A 17,763-nucleotide genomic window follows, 5' to 3' on the forward strand; every position below is an offset into this window, starting at 1 on the left:
TGCGCCGAATCGTTAGTGGAACTGGCCCTCTTCGGTGGATCCCACGAGGGCGAGAGTGCTGGCGTTCGGGTTCAGCGCCGTGGAGACCAGGTCGAAGTAGCCGGTGCCCACTTCGCGCTGGTGCTTGGTTGCGGTGTAGCCGCGGTCTTCGGAGGCGAACTCGCGCTCCTGGAGGTCGACGTACGCGCTCATGCCGTTGCGGGCGTAGCCGTGGGCGAGGTCGAACATCGAGTAGTTGAGGGCGTGGAAGCCAGCCAGGGTGATGAACTGGAACTTGAAGCCCATCGCGCCGAGCTCGCGCTGGAACTTGGCGATGGTGTCGTCGTCCAGGTGCTTCTTCCAGTTGAACGACGGCGAGCAGTTGTAGGCGAGCATCTGGTCCGGGTACTCGGCCTTGACGGCCTCGGCGAACTTGCGGGCCAGAGCGAGGTCCGGGGTGCCGGTCTCCATCCAGATGAGGTCGGAGTACGGGGCGTAGGCCTTGGCGCGGGCGATGCACGGCTCGATGCCGTTCTTGACCCGGTAGAAGCCCTCGGCCGTGCGCACCGGCTGTCCCTCTTCGCGGAGGATGAACTCGCGGTCCCGCTCGTCCACATCCGTCGTGATGAGCGTCGCGGCCTCGGCATCGGTGCGGGCGATGATGACGCTCGGCGCGCCGGCAACGTCGGCGGCGAGCCGAGCAGCATTGAGGGTGCGGATGTGCTGCTGGGTCGGGATGAGCACCTTGCCGCCGAGGTGGCCGCACTTCTTCTCCGAGGCGAGCTGGTCCTCCCAATGCACGCCCGCTGCGCCGGCCTGGATCATGGACTTCATGAGCTCGTAGGCGTTGAGCGGGCCGCCGAAGCCGGCCTCCGCGTCGGCGACGATCGGGACCAGCCAGTCCTCGACCGTCTGCTTGCCCTCGGAGAACTCGATCTGGTCAGCGCGCTGGAGCGCGTTGTTGATGCGCCGCACGACGGCGGGCACGGAGTTCGCGGGGTAGAGCGACTGGTCGGGGTAGGTGTTGCCCGAGAGGTTCGCGTCCGCCGCGACCTGCCAGCCCGAGAGGTAGATGGCCTTGAGGCCGGCCTTGACCTGCTGGACGGCCTGGTTGCCGGTGAGGGCACCGAGGGCGTTGATGTAGCCGGTGCCGTTCTCGCGGCCCTCCGTCACGGCCTTCCACAGCTTCTCGGCGCCGCGGCGGGCCAGCGTGTTCTCCTCCGGCACGCGGCCGCGGAGGCGGATGACGTCCTCGGCCGAGTAGTCGCGGGTGAGGCCTTCCCAGCGGGGGTCGGCGGACCACTCGAGCTTCAGTGCCTCGGCCTGCTGCTCGAGGGACTGGCTCTGGGGCTCGAACTCTGCGGTCATGGCGGGTCTCCTTCGACTCGGTGCGGTGATGGTGCGGTGGTGGTTTCGGCTTCGCTCAACCACCGTGGGCTTCGCTCAACCACCGCGCTGTTCTTCGTGGGAACAACTTTTCCGTGTCTGCAACCCCAGCAACAGGGAAAAATGCTGGAAAGAAATGCGGATCTTCACGTATTCTCAAGAAATGCCGCGTTCGACGTCGTCCGCCCCCGCCCGCACCCAGCCCCTCGCGGGGTGGGGCCGCCCCACAGAGCAGCCCGCCGCCGTCGTGCGCCGGACCGGGACGACCGCGCCCGAGGCGGGCGTCGACGTCATTGCGCTCGGCCGTCGAGTGCGCCACCTGAGGAAGGCCGCCGGGCTCACGCTCGACGACCTGGGCTCCGCGGTGGGTGCGGCCGCGAGCCAGCTCAGCCTCATCGAGAACGGCAAGCGCGAGCCCAAGCTCAGCCTGCTGCAGCAGCTCGCGGGCGCTCTCGGCGTGGGAGTCGACGCGCTCCTCGGCGCCGAGCCGCCGAGCCGCCGCGCCGCCCTCGAGATCGAGCTCGAGCGCTACCAGCGCAGTCCCCTCTACGAGAACCTCAACCTGCCCAAGATCCGCGTTTCCTCACGCCTGCCGCTGGACGTGCTCGAGTCCCAGCTGGGGCTGCTGCGCGAGCTCGAGCGCAAGATGAACGAGCAGGTCGCCACGCCGGAGGAGGCCCGACGGGCGAACGGCGAGCTGCGCAGGATGATGCGCGAGCGCGGGAACTACTTCCCCGAGTACGAGGCGGAGGCGCAGAAGGTCCTCGCCCAGGTGGGCTACACGTCCGGGCCGCTGAGCCAGCACACGATCTCGGACATCGCCACGCACCTGGGCTTCACCCTGTACCACGTGGGGGACCTGCCTCACTCGACGAGGTCCGTCACCGACCTGAAGAACCGCAGGATTTACCTGACGCACAACCAGCGGTCCGACCACGACCCCCGTTCGGTGCTCCTCCAGGCCCTCGGGCACTACGTCCTCGGGCACGAGACCCCGCGCTCCTACGGGGACTTCCTCGCCCAGCGCGTCGCGACCAACTACTTCGCCGCGGCGCTCCTCCTCCCCGAGAAGGCCACGGTCGAGTTCCTGCAGCGGGCCAAGGCCGCCAAGGAGATCTCGGTGGAGGACCTGCGCGACTCGTTCGCGGTGAGCTACGAGACGGCCGCGCACCGGTTCACGAACCTGGCCACCCAGCACCTCGGCCTCACCACGCACTTCCAGAAGACGCACCAGTCCGGGATCATCTACAAGGCCTACGAGAACGACGGCGTCAACTTCCCGATGGACCACACCGGCGCGATCGAGGGACAGCCCTCGTGCAAGGCCTGGACGAGCCGGGCGGTCTTCGACGTGCCGGACAAGTTCAGCTCCTACAGCCAGTACACCGACACGGTCACAGGCACGTTCTGGTGCACCGCCCGGACAGAGCGCAGCGCGAGCGGCGAGTTCTCCCTGAGCATCGGCGTCCCGTACCAGCACGTGAAGTGGTTCCGGGGGAGGGAGACGACGGCGCGCGCCGTCTCACGCTGCCCCGACCCGGACTGCTGCCGCCGCCCGCCCATGGAGCTCAGCGACCACTGGGCCGGCTACGCCTGGCCGTCCGCACGGGCGCACTCGCACCTGCTCGCGGCCATGCCGCCGGGGGCGTTCCCCGGCGTGGACGAGACCGAGGTCTACTCGTTCCTCGAGGCCCATTCGGGCGCCTGAGCGGACCGCGCGGGGCTCCCGGGCCGGGTCCCGCGACTCAGCCGGGGAAGGGCGCGGCCGGGATGTCCGCCTTGCCGTCGTGGTCGTCGTCGCCGTAGGCCCGCATGGCGATGCGCTCGGCGAGCTCCTCGTTCATCTCGTACGGCGGAACCTGCCGGAACGCATGGACCTCGCGCTTGCCGGGCTTCTCCCTTGCCTCGGCGGTCGCACCCGCCTCCGCCATGGGCCGGGCTTCGTGCTCGGAATCCGTGCGCTTCTTGAACAGGCTCATCCTGACCTCCCGTAGGTGGATAGCATCACCTTTTTCACGATACGCCGGGGGACTGGGAAGTCTAGGGGAGCATGGCCGTGATGCCCCGGGCGCCGCCGTCCCACGGCGTGGGCAGCCGCAGTCTCAGCCGTGGAACGCGCGGTACGCCTCTTCCGCCGCCGGGTGCAGGGGGATGCCGCTGGTGTTGATGAGGGTCTCCGGGCTCAGGAACTGCACGCCGAGGCTCGAGGCCGGAACGAGCTCGTTCGCGTGCTGAAGCAGCAGGTCAACGGTCGCGCGGACCACGTCCGCGCCCAGGTCCTCGCGGCAGAGCAGAAGGTTGGCGACTCCCACCGTCCACGCGGCCGGAATGCCCTGGTAGCTGTCGTCCTGGACCAGCACCCGGTCGTAGAAGCCGCCGTAGGCTGCCCGGATCGCCGGGATGAGCGGGGAGAGGTCCAGCAGGCGCAGGCTCACCTCCTTCGTCGCCGCGGCGATCGCGGCGGTGGGGACGCCGCCGGACCAGAAGAGCGCCTCGACGCTTCCGCTCCGCAGCGCGGCGAGCCCCTGGTTCAGCCCGAGCGGCATCGCGCGGACGGTGATTCCCGCGGCGTCGAGCAGGCGGTGGGCCGTGAGTGACGTCCCAGAGCGCGGATCGCCGACGGCGACCGCATGCCCCGCGAGATCGGCCACCGCCGCGATGCCGCTGTCGGTGCGCACCACGCAGTGGACGTAGTTCTCGTACACCTTGCCGAGGGCGGCCATCCCTCCGCCGCGCTGGACCGCGGCGTCCGCGAGCGCGATGGCCAGCGTGGCCTCGCCGCGGGCGAGCCGGTCCATGTTGTCCAGGCTGCCGCCGGTCTCGAGGGCTGACGCGTCCGCCGCCACGCCGTGGCGGCGGAGGGAGCCCGCGAGGAGGGTCGCGAACTCGAGGTAGAAGCCGCCGGGCTCGCCGCCGGCGACGGTCATCGCCCCTCCCGGCGGGGTCGGGCCGCAGGCGGCGACCGGGAGCACGGCGCCGGCGAGGGCCGCCGCGAGACCCGCGCGGAGGGCAGTCCGGCGGCTCGGGAAGCCTCCTGAGGCGGGATCAGGCATCGGTGGCCTCCACGCCGTCGTGCGGGAGGGCGCCGTCGTGCGCGGCAGCCGGCGCGGCGGTGGGCGCGGCGGGGAACTCCAGCCGGGCGACGAGGCCGTGCGGCTCAGCGGCGGCGAGGGCGAGCCGCCCGCCGTTCGCACCGGCGAGCCGCTCCACGATGGTGAGCCCGAGCCCGGTGCCGCGGGTGTCCCGGTTGCGTGGCGACCGCCAGAAGCGGGTCGTCGAGGAGGCGAGCTCCTCGGGGGAGAGGCCTGGGCCGTCGTCGGCCACCTCGATGGCCACCGCGCCGTCCCCGGGTGCCGCGCTGACCCGGATGCGGGCGCCGGGGGCGTACTTGACGGCGTTCTCGAGCAGCTCGCCGACCATGTCCGCGAGGTCCGAGCTGTTGCACACGAGCCGCAGCGGCGGGACGGGGGCGTCCGCGAGCACGAGCCGTCCCCCGGAGCGGGCCGCGGCGGGCGCGGCCCGCTCGACGGCCTCCTGGAGCACCGTCCAGGGATCCAGGAGCGCTGCGCGCTCGCCCAACGAGGCGCCCGCGCCGCCGGGCCCGGAGCCCTCGTGGACCCTGTGCTCGGCGGCGGCGAGGCGCAGCAGCCCGTCCAGGATCTCCTCGACGTGCTCGAGCTCGTTCGTCACGCCCGCGGCCGCGGCCCGCTGGGACGGGGTCGTGAGCTCGAGCGCGAGGAGGTCCGCCCGCAGGCGCAGCGCGCCGATGGGGTTGCGGAGCTGGTGGGAGGCATCCGCGATGAGCTGCCGCTGGGCCTCCATGCTCGCTCCGACGTGCTCTGCCATGGCCGAGAAGGCCCGGCTGAGTTCCTGCAGCTCGGGAGGGCCCTCTCCGCGCAGCCGGGTGGCCCGCCCGGACTCCTCGAAGTCGGCGACGGCGGCCGTGAGCCGGTGCACGGGCCGCAGCACCCAGCCGGTGGCCCGCTCGGCGCCGACGATGAGGAGCGCCCACCCCGCCAGCGCCCCGAGGCCCACGAGGAGCCAGCGCTCGCGCAGCTTCTGCTCGGCCGCGCCCAGATCGACGTCCAGCACCGCCTCGCCGAGCACCTGGCTCGCCGTCCCGAAGGAGCGGGCGACCACCTCGGACCGCGGGCCGAACGGCTGCACAGGCGCGAGTGTCATGTCGCTGAGGTTGAGCCGGGCACGGCCGAGCGCATCGCGCACGTCCGGGCGGTCGGGGCTGAGGCCGCCGGAGGCCAGCGTGGCCTGCGGGGTGCGGATGACGATCCCCTCGCCGTAGAGCGCCGAGTACCGGTCCATCTCGCGCTGCAGCTGGGACGTCTCCCCAGAAGCCACCGCGTCATCCGCGACCTGCGCGAACCGGTTGAGCGCCGCGACGCGGTTGATCTGCAGCTCCTGGGTCAGCTCGCGGCTGACGGAGGCGAGGATCGAGGCGGAGACCACGGCGACAATGAGGATCGAGAAAAGGCTCAGGATGCCCAGCACCCGCAGCCTCACGCGGTCGTCCCCTGGCCCGGGGCGCCGCCCTCGATCCGGTACCCCACGCCGCGGACGTTGATGATGAACCCCGGCAGCCCGAGCTTGGACCGCAGTCCGCTCAGGTGGACGTCGAGGGAGCGGGAACTGGCGAGGAACGCGTCCCCCCAGAGCGCGTCGAGGATCTGCTCCCGTGTCACGACCGAGCCGGCGTGCCTGGCCAGGAGCGCGAGGAGCTCGAACTCGGTCGCGGTGAGGTTCAGCTCCCGGGGCCCGACGGCGGCCACTCGCCGGTCGAGGTCGACGCTCACCTCGCCGGCCTGGAGCCGGTGCGGCTCGGTGGCGCCGCCGCGCGCCGCGCGCCGGGCCACCGCCTCGATGCGGGCGAGCAGCTCGATGAGCTTGACCGGCTTGACGAGGTAGTCGTCCGCGCCGGAGCGGAGGCCGAGGACCACGCTGCGCTCGTCGTCGCGCGCGGTGAGGATGAGGATGGGCGCGTCGGTGACCTGGCGCAGTTTGCGGAGCACTTCGAGGCCGTCCATGTCGGGCAGGCCGAGGTCGAGCAGGATCATGTCGTGCTCGCGGTGCGCGAGGAGGGCGTCCGCCCCGCGGCCCACGCGGGCCGCCTGATGGCCCGCGGACCGGGCGGAAGCCAGCAGCGCGGAGGCCATCGCGTCGTCGTCCTCGACGATCAGCACCCGCATTGGCATTCCCTCCGCATCCCCGCCCGAGACTACCCGAGCCGAAGACTTAAGGAACTGTTAGGAATGCGCCCGCCAGCTTGGGGCCGTGTCCCGCGTCACCCTAGCGTCGGTGTCCATGAGCATCACACACCCCGGGTCTTCGAGCAGCGCTGCTCAGACCAGGCGAGCCATCGCCAACACCCTCAAGGGCTCCGCAGGGAACCTCATCGAGTGGTACGACCTCTACGTCTATGCGGCGTTCTCGGCGTACTTCGCGAGCTACTTCTTCAACGCGAAGGATCCTGCCCAGGCGCAGATCGATGCGTACCTCACGTTCGCGCTCACCTTCCTCATGCGTCCCGTCGGCTCGTGGTTCTTCGGCCGCTACGCGGACCGCCACGGCCGCCGCGCCGCCCTGACGCTCAGCGTGAGCCTCATGGGCGTCGGCTCGCTGCTCGTCGCGGTGCTGCCCGGCACCGCCCAGATCGGCGTGTGGTCCACCGTCCTCATGTACGCGTCGCGCCTGCTGCAGGGCTTCTCCGTGGGCGGCGAGTACGGCACGAGCGCCACCTACATGTCCGAGGTCGCCACCGCGAAGCGCCGCGGCTTCTTCTCGAGCTTCCAGTACGTGACGCTCGTGGGCGGGCAGGTCCTCGCGCTCCTCTCGCTCGTGATCCTGCAGTCCACGCTCGGCGAGGCCGACCTCAAGGCGTGGGGCTGGCGCATCCCGTTCGCGATCGGCGCCGTCGCCGCCCTGATCGTCCTGTGGCTGCGCCGCACGATGGACGAGACCATCTCCCAGGAGCAGGTCGCCGCTGCGAAGAGCCACGGCTCCGGGTCCGGCGAGGGGGGCGAGTTCGAGGCCGTCCAGCCCGGAACGCTCAAGCTCCTCTTCACGAAGCACTGGAAGCCGTTCGCCGTCGTCGTGTTCCTGACCATGGGCGGCACCTGCGCGTTCTACCTCTACACGACCTACATCCTGAGCTTCATGAACAACGTCTCGGGCATCCCGAAGACGCAGACCTCGGTGATCAACTTCTGGGCGCTGTTCGTGTTCATGCTCCTGCAGCCGGTGTTCGGGCTGCTCTCGGACAAGCTCGGCCGCCGCCCGCAGCTGATTGTGTTCGGCGTCCTCGGCGCCATCTTCACCTGGCCCATCATGTCCACCCTCGCCGGGGTCAAGGACCCGATGATCGCGTTCCTGCTCATGCTCGCGGGCCTCGTCATCGTGGTGAACTACACCTCGATCAGCGCCCTCGTGAAGGCCGAGCTCTTCCCGTCCTCCGTCCGCGCCCTCGGCGTGGGTCTGGGCTACGCCGTGGCGAACTCGCTGTTCGGCGGCACGGTGCCGTTCATCGGCGAGTGGCTCTCCAGCGCCGGGCACAAGGAGTGGCTGTTCACCTACGTGACCATCACCATCGTGATCTCGCTCGTGGTGTACATCTTCTTCCTGCCGAACAAGAAGCACACCCCGCTCGACACCGAGTTCGGTGCCGCGTTCGGCACCTCCGCCACCGCGGACGACGACGGCCGCGAACCTTCTCGCGTCAGCTGACCCGGCGCTCCCGCCCCGTGCGCCGTCTGGGGGTCACCTCCTGGGGGTCACGTCCTGGGGGTCACGTCCTGTTGGTCTATGTCCTGTCATTGACCAACAGGACGTGACCCTTAGACGGGGGAGAGGGGGAGAGGAGGAGACGGGGAGAGGTGGGAGAATACTCGCCGTGAAGTCCCCCGCACGCTACGCGTCCATCGGCAGCCCCTTCTTCGCCGTCTTCCTCGCGGCCATGGCCGTGATCCTCATCCTGAGCAACATCGGAGCCTCGAAGGGCGTCCAGCTCGGCCCGATCATCACCGACGGCGGCTTCTTCCTGTTCCCGCTCGCGTACATCCTCGGCGACGTGGTGAGCGAGGTGTACGGCTTCCGAGCCGCGCGGACCGCCATCGTGACGACCTTCTCCCTCTCGCTCTTCGCCTCGGCCTGCTACTGGGCCATCATCGCCCTGCCCGGGTTCGACGACGAGTTCGGCGCCGCGAAGCAGGCCGCCCTCGAGGGCGCGCTGGGCCCGGTGCCGCAGATCGTCGTCGGCTCCCTCCTCGCGTTCCTCGCGGGCCAGATGACCAACTCCTGGATCCTCGTGAAGATGAAGGCGCGGGTGGGCGAGCGCACGCTGTGGGCCCGCCTCATGGGCTCCTCCGTGGCCGGCGAGTTCATCGACACGCTCATCTTCTGCGCGGTTGCGGCCCCCGTCATCGGGATCGCGGACGCCGGCGCGTTCGTCAACTACGTCCTGGTCGGGTTCGTCTACAAGACCGGGGTCGAGTTCCTCTTCGTCCCGGTCACCTCCCTCGTGATCCGGTGGGTGAAGCGCCTCGAGCCGAGCTACGCCGTCGCCGCCGAAGGTGTCCACGCCTAGTACGCCCTTTCGGCCACCGACGGTCCGCGTGATACGAACATGGGGATGACCCCCCGTCCCAGCCCCGCCTCCGCTGCCGCCCGCCCACCCCGCCGGACCGCCGGAGTCGGGCTGCTCCTGGTCTCGATCGGCCTGATCGCCCTGACCATGCGCGGCCCCTTCGTCGCAGTGGCGCCCGTGGTGCGCCACCTCGAGGACGAACTGGGCCTCTCGGCGTGGGAGCTTGGGCTGCTGACGGGCATCCCCGTACTCTGCTTCGCCCTCGCCTCACCGCTCGCCTCCCTCTCCGCCCGGCGCCTCGGGGCGGAGGTGGCGGTGACGCTGAACCTCCTCGGCGTGCTGGCCGGCGTCGTGCTCCGCTCGCTGGACGGCACGGTCGTGACGATGCTCGGCACGGTCCTCCTCGGCGTCGCCATCACGGTCGGCAACATCGCCGTCCCGCTCATCATCCGGCGCGACTTCACCCCCGCCCGCCAGGGCATGGCGATGGGCGTCTACACGGCCGCGCTCAACGTCGGCTCGTTCGTGACGTCCGTGGCGTCGGCACCCCTCGCGGATGCGTGGGGCTGGCGCCTGTCGCTCGCCGCCAGCGCCCTCTTCGCCGTCGTCGCCCTCGTGTTCTGGGCGGCGGCCGTGGGGGTGCGCCGCGCCGCCGTTCCAGAACCCGTCGCCGCCGAGGGAGGCAGGACGCACGACGGCGGCCGCCGCCGGGGCGTCGCCGTCACCGTTGCGCTGGTGGTCGGCTTCGGCGGCCAGGCCTTCTCCTACTACGGCGTCACCGCATGGCTTCCGAGCCTCCTGTCCGACGAGCTCGGGCTCTCCTCGACGTCGGCCGGCGCCGGGGCGTCGCTGTTCCAGATCCTCGCCATCGTCGGCGCGCTCGGCACGCCGCTCCTGGCCCGGCGTGCCGGGACCATGGCCGCCGTCGTGACGCTCGGTGTGCTGTGGCTCGCCGTGCCGGTGGGTCTTCTGGCCGCGCCAGGCCTGTGGGCGGTGTGGTCCTCGCTGGGCGGGGCCGCGCAGGGCGGTGGCATCACCCTGATCTTCAGCGCGATCCTCGCGATCGCCCGGGACCAGGCCTCCGCGGGACGCATGTCCGCGATCGTGCAGGGGGTCGGCTACGGGTTCGGGGCGGTGGCGCCAACGCTCATCGGGTCCGTCCACGCCGCTGCAGGGTCGTGGACGCCGCCGCTGCTCATGGTGCTCGGGTCGGTCCTGTGCTTCGCCGTCGGGACGTTCGCGGGCCTGCGGATGGCCGCCCACCGGCGAGGCTGAGCCGGGCACGCGCCGTCGTGCGTCAGGGGCCGTAGTAGCGGCCGAGCGTCTCGGCCTTGAAGTCCTGGAAGGTGCCGTCCTCGATCGCCCGTCGCGCGTCGTCGACCATCCGGACCACGAACCGCTCGTTGTGGATCGAGATGAGGGTGTGCGAGAGCATCTCGGAAGCCTTGAAGAGGTGCCGGATGTAGGCGCGGGAGTAGTTGGCGCACGTGTAGCAGTCGCAGCCGTCCTGCAGAGGGCCCCAGTCCCGCTTGTACTTGGCCCCGGAGAGGTTGAGCCGTCCCTCGGCGGTGTAGAACGCGGAGTTGCGGGCCACGCGGGTGGGGGAGACGCAGTCGAACGTGTCGGCGCCGGCCTCGATGGCGACGAAGATGTCGTCCGGCTCGGAGATGCCCAGCAGGTGGCGCGGCTTGTCCTCGGGGAGCGCCTCGGAGCACCAGCCCACGATCGTGCCGAGGTTCTCCTTCTCGAGCGCGCCGCCGATCCCGAAGCCGTCGAACGGCATCGCGCCCAGGTCGCCGCACGCCTTGCGGCGCAGGTCCTCGTACTGCGCGCCCTGGATGACCCCGAAGAGCGCCTGGTACGGCTTGCCGACGCGCTCGTCGGTCAGCCGGAAGTGCTCGGCGACGCAGCGCCCGGCCCACTTCCGCGTGCGCTCGAGCGCCTCCTCCTGGTACCGGCGCGAGTTGTGCAGGGTGGTGAGCTCGTCGAACGCGAACATGATGTCCGCGCCGATCTGGTGCTGGACCTGCATGGAGATCTCGGGGGTGAACCGGTGCCTGTCCCCGTTGAGGTGGCTCTTGAACCACACGCCGTCGTCGTCGATGTGGGCGAGGCGCTCCTTGCCGGGTGCCACCGCGTCGTCGGAGCTGGCGCCCCCCGGAGCACCTGGCCCTTTCATGTCGATGACCTTCTTGAACCCCGACCCCAGGCTCATGACCTGGAACCCGCCCGAGTCTGTGAAGGTGGGCCCGGGCCAGTTCATGAAGCGGCCGAGCCCGCCGGCCTCGTCGAGGATGTCCGCGCCCGGCTGCAGGTACAGGTGGTAGGCGTTCGCGAGGAGCGCCTGCGCGCCGAGCTCCGCCATGGACTCCGGCAGGACGGCCTTGACCGTGGCCTTGGTGCCGACGGCGATGAACGCCGGCGTCTGGATGGTCCCGTGGGGGGTCGTGATGGTGCCGGTGCGGCCGAGTGCCGGCGCGCCGTCCCCACCCTCGAGGCGGGTGCCGACCGCGAAGGAGAACTCGGACTGGCGCGGATGGGCTGCGGCGGACGACGGCGCCGGGGCGGCCTCGGGGGCGACGGGAGCGGAATCTGGCACCCGTCCAGTCTGCCACCCGCCCGATAATGGGTGGATGCCGAAGATCTCCGCCCCCTCCGTCCCGGAGCACCGCGAGGCCCAGCGAGCGGCGCTCATCGGGGCCGCCGAGGCGATCCTCCTCGCCGAGGGCGTCGCCGGGGTGGGCGCCCGCAGCGTCACCGAACGTGCCGGACTGGCCCGGTCCAGCTTCTACGACTACTTCCCCTCGAAGAACGAACTCCTGGTCGCCGTCGCCACCAAGGCCTTCGAGCAGTGGCGCCGGGAGATCGAGGCTGAGCTGGCGCGGTGGGCTCCGGGGACGGAGCGGCTCAAGGCGTACATCGCCACGACGCTGCGGATGGCCGCCGACGGCAAGCACGACCTCGCCGCGGTCCTCCAGCAGGCCGAGCTCACCCCGAGCCGGCATGAGGACATCCGCGCCCTCCATGACGCGCTCTTCGCGCCGCTCGCCGCCACGCTCGCCGAACTCGGCCTCACCGACAGCCATTCGTGGGCCGCCCTCATCGAGGGGACCCTCAACGGCGCCCTCAGGCTCATCGACCACGGGGCGGACCACGAAGCGGTCTCTGCTGCCGTGCAGACCTTTGTCCTGGAGGGCCTGCCCCGCTGACGCCCGAGGCAGGGACACCCGGGTTGATTTGTGCGCACCCATGATTCCGACGTAGTGTCGGAATGTTTCCGACAGCGTGTCGGAAAAAAAATCGTGTTCCTCCTCCGCCCCCAAGGACCCCACATGTTCCTCGCGCTGCGCGAACTCAGATTCGCCCGCGGCCGGTTCACGCTCATGGGCGCCGTGATCGCGCTGATCGCCGTGCTCGTCGTGCTGCTCTCCGGCCTGTCCTCCGGCCTCGTCAACGACGGCGTCTCGGGCCTGAAAGCCATGCCGGCCACGGCCTTCGCCTTCGACAAGGGCACCATCACCGACAACGCCTTCAGCCGCTCCCTCGTCGATCCCAAGCAGCTCGACGCGTGGACGAAGGCCCCCGGAGTGGCCGACGCCGAGCCGATGGGCGTCAGCATCGTCAACGGGACCACCGGGTCCGGCAAGCAGGTCGACCTGACCCTGTTCGGCATCGAGCCGGCCGGATTCCTCGCCCCCGCGGTGTCCAGCGGTACCGGGCTGAACGCCCCGGACGGCATCGTCGTGTCGGAGACGGCGAAGTCCGCCGGCGTCGAGCTCGGCACCAAGATCACCCTGGACCGGGTCGGCACGGAGCTGACCGTGGTCGGATTCACCGACGGCCAGGCAACCTTCGGGCATGTCGACGTCGCCTACCTGCCGATCGGCACGTGGAGGCTCCTCGCCTCGAACACCGCCAAGCCGGGCGCGCCCACCCAGGCGCAGCTCGACGCCGCGGACTACGCCTACTCGAGCGTTGTGGCGCTCCGCGCCGCCGACGGCGCGTCCCCCGACTTCGCGGGCTCCGACGCCACCGCCGGCACCATGACCATGACCAAGGCGAAGGCCTTCAACGCCTCCCCGGGCTACGAGGCCGAGACCATGACCCTGAGCATGATCCAGGCCTTCCTCTACGCGATCTGCGCCCTCGTGGTCGGTGCGTTCTTCACCGTCTGGACCATCCAGCGCACGCACGAGCTCGCCGTCCTCCGCGCCATGGGCGCCTCCGCCCGCTACCTCCTGCGCGACGGCCTCGCCCAGGCCGCGATCCTCCTGGTCGGCTTCACGGCGCTCGGCGTGGCCGTGGGCGTCGGCTTCGGTGCCATGATCCCGGATGCCGTCCCGTTCGCCCTCGAGGCCGCGCCGATCGCGCTCGCCACGGCCCTCACCCTCGTCCTCGGGCTCATCGGCGCGGGAGTGGCCATCCTGCGCATCGCCCGCATCGACCCCATCAACGCCCTCGGAGGAGCCCGATGACCGCGCCAGCCAACGCCGTACCCGCCCTGGAGATCGTCGACGCAGTCCTGGAGCTCGGGGACGGCGACGCCACCGTCCGCGCCCTCGACTCCGTGTCCCTGGCCGTACAGCCGGGCGAATTCACCGCCGTCGTCGGCCCCTCCGGCTCCGGGAAGTCCTCGCTCCTCGCAATGGCCGGCCTGCTCGGGAAGCCGACGAGCGGTGTCGTGCGGGTCCACGGCACCGACGTGACCGCCCTCGGCATGAGCGCGGCCGCGAAGTTCCGCCGTGAGACCGTCGGGTTCGTGTTCCAGTCGGGCAACCTCATCCCGGCGCTCAGCGCCGCGGACCAGCTGCGGCTCGCGGCGAAGCTCGCCGGATGGCGCGTCGACCCGCAGCCGCTGCTCGAGGCCGTCGGCATGGGCCACCGCGCCGGGCACCGTCCCGGCCAGCTCTCGGGCGGCGAGCGGCAGCGGGTAGGGATCGCCCGGGCGCTCGTGAACCGCCCGTCCCTCCTCCTCGTCGACGAGCCCACGGCAGCGCTGGACCGGCGCCGAAGCCACGAGGTCGTCGAGCTCCTTGCCCAGCAGGCGCACGCCGCCGGCGTCGCGGTCGTCATGGTCACCCACGACCACGACGTGCTCTCGCACTGCGACCGCGTCCTCGAGATGACCGACGGCCGGCTCAGCGAGGCGGCACTGATGGCGTGATGCGGCACCGGTGCCAGCCACGGCCCAGGCTGTGCACCGCCTATGCCGCGCCACAGCGATGGCACAGCCGGCGCCCGTACCCTGTCTGGAAAGAACAGGGACCGCCTCTGGGGCGCGGGGAAGGCGGTGCACATGCCGGGCAGGCGACGGCCAGGATGGTTCCGCCACCTTCGGGGCGGCTCGGCACGCGCACGACGCCGCCGCCTCATCCTCGTCGTCATCGTCGCCGTGCTCTTCAGCGGGGCTGCGGTCGGGGCGGTGGCCGGGCAGGGCACGGACCGGAACCGTGCCGCTTCCGCGTCCCGGGGCAAGGGCCCCACTCCGCCGCCCTCGGCCGTCGGCGTCACGCCCTCGCCGGCCCCAGCGGCACCCACCGCCCCCGCCCCACCCAGCCAGACGCCGACGCCCGCGAACCCGCAGCCGGCCTGGCAGGACATGCCCGCGGACATCGCAGCCATCGCCGCCGACTTCCTCGACGAGCAGGGCGCCGCGGGACTCGCGGTCGCGGTATCGACCGGGAGCGGCGGGACGGCGTCCGCGCGCTACCTGACGACGGCGGGCCAGGCCGCCGCGGGCACCGCGTGGACTGAGGACACCCGGTCCGCGTACCGGAGCATCACCAAGAGCTTCGTGGGCACGGTGGTGCTCCAGCTGGTGGGGGAGGGCCGGCTCGGGCTCGGCGACCCGGTCGCCAAGTACGTGCCCGACGTCGCCGACGTCGAGCTCGACGGCACGGCCGCCGGGGACCGGATCACCGTGCGGGAGGCCCTCGAGATGCGCACCGGCCTCGCCGAGTTCTCCGGCACGCAGGAGTTCTCGGACAAGCTCGACGCCGACTACACCCGCTCCTTCTCGGACAGCGAGCTCCTGGGCTACGCCTTCGACGAGCCCCTCGACTTCGCCCCGGGCAGCCAGTACGAGTACAGCAACACGAACTACGTGCTCCTCGGCGAGGTCATCCGCGCGGTCACCGGCACACCCTGGGACCAGGAAGTTCAGGCGCGCATCCTCGCGCCGCTCGGGCTCACCTCCGTGGCCTACTCGGGGGCGCAGGACCCGGCCGGTCCCGTCGCGACCCCGTACCAGACCGGCGATTCCGGTCTCGAGAGCCTCGCCCAGGTCAGCCCGTCGCTCTACGGCGCATCGGGCGGCTACTTCGGAACCATCGCAGACCTGCTCACGTGGGGACGCGCGCTCGGATCCGGGCAGCTCCTGCCGCCCGGGCTCCAGTCGCAGCGGCTCACCGCCGTCTCCGACCCGGGCGCGGACAATCCGGGCAGCCCCTACTACACGGCGTACGGACTGGCGGCCGGTGAGATCGACGGCTGGTGGGGCCACTCCGGGACGGGCCTGGGCTACGAGGCCCTCACGCTCTACAACCCGGCAACCGGAACCACCGTGGCGATCCTGATCAACACCCAGCTGCCGAACCCGAACGGGCCGGCCATCCTCTTCGACCGCCTCGAGGGCCTGCTCGCGGACCTCGGGTAGCTCCGCATCTTCCGCAACGGGCTGTACCGGAGTACAAAAACTATGGGGGACATATAAACCTTCGCCCAGTCCCTGACCCACTGGGGGGCCAGAGGCCGGACGGGACGACCAGGAGGTTTCGTTGTCCGATCTCAACGGGCCCACGCGCGACACCCCGACCCGCGCGCCGGCCAGGCCCCTGCCGTACATCGTCGCGGCAATCCTTCTCGCGGCGGCAATCCTTCTCCCGCTCATGCCGCAGCTGTACTCCTACGACCAGCCGCGCTGGGGCGGCATGCCGTTCTTCTACTGGTACCAGCTGCTCTGGGTTCCCATCTCAGCGGCCCTGAGCGGCATCGCGTACTGGCTCGTCACCAGCGAGGACCGACGACGGCGCGTGGCCGCCCGCGCGCCGGGCGCGCCGGGAGCGGGCGGCGGCAGGGCGCCGTCGTCCGGCCGAGCGACCCGGGACCGGGGTGAGCGGCGGTGAACGGGCGCCCGATCGACTGGGTCGCGCTGATCATCGTCATCCTGCTGTTCGCGATCGTGGCCGTCATGGGGTTCCTGGCCGCGCGCTGGCGCCGGTCCAAGGAGGAGACGGGCCTGCACAGCCTCGACGAATGGGGCCTCGGCGGACGCGGGTTCGGCACGTGGATCACCTGGTTCCTGCTTGGCGGCGACCTCTACACGGCGTACACGTTCGTGGCCGTCCCGGCCGCGATGTGGGCCACGGGCGCCGTCAGCGGGTTCTTCGCCGTGCCCTACACGATCGTGCTGTACCCGATCATCTTCATCATCATGAGCCGGCTCTGGTCGGTGTCGCACCGGCACGGGTACGTCACGAGCGCGGACTTCGTGGGCGGCCGCTACGGGAGCCGCTGGCTGTCCCTCGCCGTCGCCGTCACGGGCATCGTCGCGACCATGCCGTACATCGCCCTGCAGCTCGTGGGCATCAAGGCCGTCCTCACCGTGCTCGGCCTCGGGAGCCCCGACAACGCGCTCCTGACCGACCTGCCGCTCATCCTCGCGTTCGTCGTGCTCGCCGCGTACACCTACACGTCCGGCCTCCGCGCGCCGGCGATGATCGCCGTCGTCAAGGACCTGCTGATCTACCTCGCGGTGATCGTCGCCGTGATCTACCTGCCGATCAAGTTCGGCGGCTGGGACAGCATCTTCGGCGCAGCGCAGACCAAGCTCGGCACCGTCAGCCAGGCCACGGGCAAGCCGGCCGGCGTGTTCATCCCGACCGAGGGCAGCTACTCGGCGTACTGGACCCTCGCGCTCGGCTCCGCCATGGCGCTGTTCATGTACCCGCACTCCGTCACGGGCGTGCTGGCCTCGAAGGCGCGCAACACGATCCGCCGCAACGCCGCGATCCTGCCCCTGTACTCGCTCATGCTCGGGTTCCTCGCGCTCCTGGGCTTCGTGGCGATCAAGGCCGGGACCAAGCCGATCGACCTCGACGGGTCGACCAACCCGCAGCTCGTGGTGCCGCAGCTGTTCCTCGACCACTTCCCCTCGTGGTTCGCCGGGATCGCGCTCGCGGCCATCGCGATCGGTGCGCTCGTGCCGGCGGCCATCATGTCCATCGCGGCGGCCAACCTGTTCACCCGCAACGTCTACCGGGACTTCTTCCGTCCGGATGCGGACCCGAAGACCGAGGCGAACGTGTCCAAGATCGTCTCGCTCGTGGTCAAGGTCGGGGCGCTCGTCTTCGTGATCGGCATGGACCAGTCCGCGGCGATCAACATGCAGCTCCTCGGCGGCATCTGGATCCTGCAGACCTTCCCGGCCGTGGTCGGAGGCCTGTACACGAGGTGGTTCGACCGGTGGGCGCTCCTGGTGGGCTGGGCCGTCGGCATCGCCTTCGGGACCATCTCGGCGTACAACGTGGTCAACCCCGTCACCCACGCCCACTTCGGCGGCTCGACGGCCGCGATCCCGGGCACGAACTTCACCGTGTACATCGCGGTGACCGCGTTCGCGCTCAACCTGATCGTCGCCGTCGTGCTCACCCTCATCCTGCGGGCGTTCAAGGTCCCGCAGGGGCTCGACGAGACCCGGCCGTCCGACTTCGGGGCAGACGAGACGGACCCGAAGGTGAAGCAGATCGAGGCCACGAACCAGATGGGCCCGATCGCGTAGGAGGTGACCCCAGGAGGTGACCCCC

General features: G+C 70.9%; 16 protein-coding genes. 10 read left to right on the plus strand and 6 right to left on the minus strand.

Going from position 1 to position 17,763, the window contains the following annotated elements:
• Positions 1 to 12 precede the first annotated feature (12 nt).
• Entirely contained in the window at positions 13 to 1,347 is a 1,335-nt protein-coding gene (gene aceA, locus ACQ5BE_RS10555) for an isocitrate lyase (protein ID WP_430296989.1), read from the minus strand.
• Between the two features lie 154 nt (positions 1,348 to 1,501).
• Between aceA and ACQ5BE_RS10560 the strand changes: the two genes are divergently transcribed.
• Positions 1,502 to 3,073, plus strand: a complete 1,572-nt coding sequence (locus ACQ5BE_RS10560) for a helix-turn-helix domain-containing protein (protein ID WP_430296990.1) — start codon at positions 1,502 to 1,504, stop codon at positions 3,071 to 3,073.
• Positions 3,074 to 3,110: 37 nt separating this feature from the next.
• Here the strand turns inward: ACQ5BE_RS10560 and ACQ5BE_RS10565 are convergent, their stop codons facing one another.
• From ACQ5BE_RS10565 to ACQ5BE_RS10580, 4 genes are all read right to left on the minus strand, one after another.
• The gene (locus ACQ5BE_RS10565; protein ID WP_430296991.1) at positions 3,111 to 3,344 is read right to left on the minus strand and encodes a hypothetical protein; all 234 of its coding nucleotides are present in this window, start codon (positions 3,342 to 3,344) and stop codon (positions 3,111 to 3,113) included.
• A gap of 123 nt (positions 3,345 to 3,467) precedes the next feature.
• Entirely contained in the window at positions 3,468 to 4,418 is a 951-nt protein-coding gene (locus tag ACQ5BE_RS10570) for a TAXI family TRAP transporter solute-binding subunit (RefSeq protein WP_430296992.1), read from the minus strand.
• Entirely contained in the window at positions 4,411 to 5,883 is a 1,473-nt protein-coding gene (locus tag ACQ5BE_RS10575) for a sensor histidine kinase (protein ID WP_430296993.1), read from the minus strand. Before ACQ5BE_RS10575 ends, ACQ5BE_RS10570 begins: the two co-directional genes overlap by 8 nt.
• Positions 5,880 to 6,566: a response regulator transcription factor gene (locus ACQ5BE_RS10580; protein ID WP_430296994.1), complete on the minus strand. Its 687-nt coding sequence runs from the start codon at positions 6,564 to 6,566 to the stop codon at positions 5,880 to 5,882. The genes ACQ5BE_RS10575 and ACQ5BE_RS10580 overlap by 4 nt, the downstream gene beginning before the upstream one ends.
• Before the next feature lie 115 nt (positions 6,567 to 6,681).
• Here ACQ5BE_RS10580 and ACQ5BE_RS10585 point away from each other — a divergent pair, with 115 nt between their 5' ends.
• From ACQ5BE_RS10585 to ACQ5BE_RS10595, 3 genes are all read left to right on the plus strand, one after another.
• A complete protein-coding gene (locus ACQ5BE_RS10585; protein WP_430296995.1) occupies positions 6,682 to 8,100 on the plus strand; it encodes an MFS transporter in 1,419 nt (472 codons plus the stop codon).
• 166 nt (positions 8,101 to 8,266) lie between these two features.
• A complete protein-coding gene (locus ACQ5BE_RS10590; RefSeq protein WP_430296996.1) occupies positions 8,267 to 8,959 on the plus strand; it encodes a queuosine precursor transporter in 693 nt (230 codons plus the stop codon).
• A 45-nt stretch (positions 8,960 to 9,004) separates the two neighbouring features.
• On the plus strand, positions 9,005 to 10,234 hold the full coding sequence (locus ACQ5BE_RS10595) for a CynX/NimT family MFS transporter (RefSeq protein ID WP_430296997.1): 1,230 nt from the start codon (positions 9,005 to 9,007) through the stop codon (positions 10,232 to 10,234).
• Between the two features lie 22 nt (positions 10,235 to 10,256).
• Here ACQ5BE_RS10595 and tgt read toward each other — a convergent pair whose 3' ends face one another.
• On the minus strand, positions 10,257 to 11,558 hold the full coding sequence (gene tgt, locus ACQ5BE_RS10600) for a tRNA guanosine(34) transglycosylase Tgt (RefSeq protein WP_430296998.1): 1,302 nt from the start codon (positions 11,556 to 11,558) through the stop codon (positions 10,257 to 10,259).
• Between the two features lie 34 nt (positions 11,559 to 11,592).
• On the opposite strand from tgt, the gene ACQ5BE_RS10605 reads away from it, so the two are divergent.
• The 6 genes from ACQ5BE_RS10605 (at position 11,593) to mctP (ending at position 17,738) form a co-directional block, all read left to right on the plus strand.
• Complete coding sequence (locus ACQ5BE_RS10605; RefSeq protein ID WP_430296999.1) at positions 11,593 to 12,168, plus strand: TetR/AcrR family transcriptional regulator; 576 nt, start codon at positions 11,593 to 11,595, stop codon at positions 12,166 to 12,168.
• A gap of 123 nt (positions 12,169 to 12,291) precedes the next feature.
• Positions 12,292 to 13,434, plus strand: a complete 1,143-nt coding sequence (locus ACQ5BE_RS10610) for an ABC transporter permease (protein WP_430297000.1) — start codon at positions 12,292 to 12,294, stop codon at positions 13,432 to 13,434.
• Positions 13,431 to 14,123: an ABC transporter ATP-binding protein gene (locus tag ACQ5BE_RS10615; RefSeq protein ID WP_430297001.1), complete on the plus strand. Its 693-nt coding sequence runs from the start codon at positions 13,431 to 13,433 to the stop codon at positions 14,121 to 14,123. The genes ACQ5BE_RS10610 and ACQ5BE_RS10615 overlap by 4 nt, the downstream gene beginning before the upstream one ends.
• Before the next feature lie 132 nt (positions 14,124 to 14,255).
• Positions 14,256 to 15,614, plus strand: a complete 1,359-nt coding sequence (locus tag ACQ5BE_RS10620) for a serine hydrolase domain-containing protein (RefSeq protein ID WP_430297002.1) — start codon at positions 14,256 to 14,258, stop codon at positions 15,612 to 15,614.
• Positions 15,615 to 15,735: 121 nt separating this feature from the next.
• Entirely contained in the window at positions 15,736 to 16,083 is a 348-nt protein-coding gene (locus ACQ5BE_RS10625) for a DUF3311 domain-containing protein (RefSeq protein WP_430297003.1), read from the plus strand.
• Complete coding sequence (gene mctP, locus ACQ5BE_RS10630; protein WP_430297004.1) at positions 16,080 to 17,738, plus strand: monocarboxylate uptake permease MctP; 1,659 nt, start codon at positions 16,080 to 16,082, stop codon at positions 17,736 to 17,738. The genes ACQ5BE_RS10625 and mctP overlap by 4 nt, the downstream gene beginning before the upstream one ends.
• Positions 17,739 to 17,763: the final 25 nt, after the last annotated feature.

It is taken from the genome of Sinomonas sp. B1-1, from assembly GCF_050474465.1.
Lineage (GTDB): Bacteria > Actinomycetota > Actinomycetes > Actinomycetales > Micrococcaceae > Sinomonas > Sinomonas flava.

Bases quoted from the DNA above. Each gene is read 5' to 3' on its own strand.
- ACQ5BE_RS10615 (WP_430297001.1), top strand. From the start codon at position 13,431: ATGACCGCGCCAGCCAACGCCGTACCCGCCCTGGAGATCGTCGACGCA.
- ACQ5BE_RS10610 (WP_430297000.1), top strand. From the start codon at position 12,292: ATGTTCCTCGCGCTGCGCGAACTCAGATTCGCCCGCGGCCGGTTCACG.
- ACQ5BE_RS10560 (WP_430296990.1), top strand. From the start codon at position 1,502: ATGCGGATCTTCACGTATTCTCAAGAAATGCCGCGTTCGACGTCGTCC.
- ACQ5BE_RS10595 (WP_430296997.1), top strand. From the start codon at position 9,005: ATGACCCCCCGTCCCAGCCCCGCCTCCGCTGCCGCCCGCCCACCCCGC.
- ACQ5BE_RS10605 (WP_430296999.1), top strand. From the start codon at position 11,593: ATGCCGAAGATCTCCGCCCCCTCCGTCCCGGAGCACCGCGAGGCCCAG.
- ACQ5BE_RS10620 (WP_430297002.1), top strand. From the start codon at position 14,256: ATGCCGGGCAGGCGACGGCCAGGATGGTTCCGCCACCTTCGGGGCGGC.
- ACQ5BE_RS10565 (WP_430296991.1), bottom strand. From the start codon at position 3,344: ATGAGCCTGTTCAAGAAGCGCACGGATTCCGAGCACGAAGCCCGGCCC.
- ACQ5BE_RS10570 (WP_430296992.1), bottom strand. From the start codon at position 4,418: ATGCCTGATCCCGCCTCAGGAGGCTTCCCGAGCCGCCGGACTGCCCTC.
- ACQ5BE_RS10585 (WP_430296995.1), top strand. From the start codon at position 6,682: ATGAGCATCACACACCCCGGGTCTTCGAGCAGCGCTGCTCAGACCAGG.
- aceA (WP_430296989.1), bottom strand. From the start codon at position 1,347: ATGACCGCAGAGTTCGAGCCCCAGAGCCAGTCCCTCGAGCAGCAGGCC.
- ACQ5BE_RS10580 (WP_430296994.1), bottom strand. From the start codon at position 6,566: ATGCGGGTGCTGATCGTCGAGGACGACGACGCGATGGCCTCCGCGCTG.